The sequence below is a fragment of the Microbacterium sp. B24 genome (genome assembly GCF_000333415.1).
GTDB lineage: Bacteria > Actinomycetota > Actinomycetes > Actinomycetales > Microbacteriaceae > Microbacterium.
In genome coordinates this window covers 1-2,110 of sequence record NZ_BADB01000331.1, presented here as the reverse complement: position 1 = coordinate 2,110, position 2,110 = coordinate 1, and the positions used below count along the sequence as shown (strand labels likewise).

Sequence of the window (2,110 nt, the reverse complement as noted above, 5' to 3'; positions counted from 1 at the left end):
GCGTCTCAGCTCTCGATGCTCACCGTTGCAGGCGCTTCGCCAGCAGCTTCTCCTCGCTCCCGCGCACGGGGGAGTCGGTGGAGATGATCCGTCCGCGGGAGGCGCGATAGGTGTCCACGATCGTGCCGATCGACAGGGCCAGAGTGATTCCCCAGCTCAGCCACGCGAGCGCCTGACGCCACGTGAACGGCACGTCGCCACGGAGGCCGCGCAGCAGCGCGACGCCGCTGGTCACGGCGGAGATGATCCCGGTCCCGAACAGGTACTTGCGCATGCGACCACGTTAGCCTGGAAGAACGCCTGCCGAGAGGAGCCGCGTGAGCGACCCGAAGTCCGAGGCCGACATGATCGTCGTGTCCAACCGCCTGCCCGTCGACCATGATCCGAGCGTCGAGGGTGGGTGGCGTCGTTCGCCGGGCGGCTTGGTCGCCGCTCTCGAACCGGTGCTGCAGCGCACCGGCGGGGCGTGGGTGGGCTGGCCCGGCACCGCCGACCTCGAGATCGATCCCTTCGAGCTGGAGGGGATGTCGCTCGTGCCCGTGGCATTGTCCGCCGAAGACGTGGCGCTGTATTACGAGGGGTTCTCGAACGACACGATCTGGCCGCTCTACCACGACGTGATCTCGCCGCCGGCCTACCACCGTGAATGGTGGGAAGCCTACGTCCGCGTCAACCGCCGTTTCGCCGAGGCGGTGGCGTCGACCGCTGCGGACGGCGCGGTCGTCTGGGTGCAGGATTATCAACTGCAGTTGGTGCCGCGGATGCTGCGCGAGCTGCGGCCCGATCTGGTGATCGGCTACTTCCACCACATTCCGTTCCCGGCATACGGCATCTACGCTCAGCTTCCCTGGCGCAAGCAGGTGCTGGAGGGACTTCTGGGGGCCGATGTCATCGGGTTCCAGCGGGTGCAGGATGCCGGCAACTTCGCCACGGCCGTGCGCCGCCAGCTGGGGTTCGAGACGAAGGCGGGTGCGATCCGGGTCCCCGAGCCCGACGGCGCGGTTCGCACCGCCGTCGCCAAGGCATACCCCATCTCGATCGACGCCGACCTGTACGACGAGCTGGCTCGCCGCCCGCAGGTGCAGGCCCGGGCCGCCGAGATTCGGGAGAGCCTCGGCAACCCGAAGACGATCCTCTTCGGCGTCGACCGTCTCGACTACACCAAAGGCATCGGTCACCGCCTGAAGGCGTATGGAGAGCTTCTCGAGGACCACCGCCTCGATGTCGAGGACGTCACGCTCGTGCAGGTGGCGAGCCCGAGCAGGGAGCGCGTCGCGGCCTACATGCAGCTGCGTGACGAGATCGAGCTCACGGTCGGCCGCATCAACGGCGACCACGACACCGTCGGGCACACGGCCATCCGCTACCTGCATCACTCGTACCCCCGGGAGGAGATGGTCGCGCTGTACCTCGCGGCGGACGTGATGCTCGTGACCGCCCTTCGCGACGGGATGAACCTGGTGGCGAAGGAGTATGTCGCCAGCCGCGTCGACGGACGCGGCGTGCTCGTACTCAGCGAGTTCACCGGCGCCGCCGACGAGATGTCGCAGGCGGTGAAAGTCAACCCGCACGACATCGAGGGGCTGAAGGACGCCATCATGACGGCGATCGAGATGTCACCCTCCGAACAGGGGCGCCGCATGCGCGCCCTCCGCCGCCGCGTGCGCGACCACGACGTCGCCGACTGGTCGCGGCGTTTCCTCAGCGATCTCGATGCGGTGAGGGCGACGTCGTGAGCGTCGACGACGCTCTGGCACGCCTGGCGGTCACGGATCGTCTTCTGGTGGCCCTGGATTTCGACGGCACCCTGGCGCCGTTGATCGACGAGCCGATGGCGGCGCGCATGAGTGCCCCCGCACGGGCCGCCGTCGACGCGCTCGCTCGCGTTCCCGCGACGACCGTCGCCCTCGTGTCCGGGCGCACGCTGCGCGATCTGCGGATCATCGCCGAGCACGACGATGACTCGCCTCTGCTGCTGGCGGGTTCGCACGGCGCGGAGCAATGGCCGCCGTCGGGCTCCGACGACGCGTCGACGGTCGACGTTGCGCTCCTGGCGCTGCGCGACCGGCTGCGCGCTCGAGCCGAGGCGATCGCGGCAGGCGTCCCTGGC

The 2,110-nt window shown here is 69.0% G+C and carries 3 protein-coding genes; 2 read left to right on the top strand and 1 reads right to left on the bottom strand.

Translation table 11 applies throughout. From position 1 onward, the window contains the following. Positions 1 to 19: 19 nt before the first annotated feature. Positions 20 to 274, bottom strand: coding sequence for a hypothetical protein (locus tag I5I_RS08575; protein ID WP_036318373.1), 255 nt, complete (start codon positions 272 to 274; stop codon positions 20 to 22). Between the two features lie 70 nt (positions 275 to 344). Here I5I_RS08575 and otsA point away from each other — a divergent pair, with 70 nt between their 5' ends. Both otsA and I5I_RS08565 read left to right on the top strand, forming a co-directional pair. Next, positions 345 to 1,736: an alpha,alpha-trehalose-phosphate synthase (UDP-forming) gene (gene otsA / locus I5I_RS08570; protein ID WP_036318375.1), complete on the top strand. Its 1,392-nt coding sequence runs from the start codon at positions 345 to 347 to the stop codon at positions 1,734 to 1,736. Continuing rightward, positions 1,733 to 2,110: trehalose-phosphatase (locus tag I5I_RS08565; RefSeq protein WP_036318374.1), on the top strand; the 378-nt coding region annotated here is incomplete at its 3' end. The genes otsA and I5I_RS08565, both read left to right, overlap by 4 nt.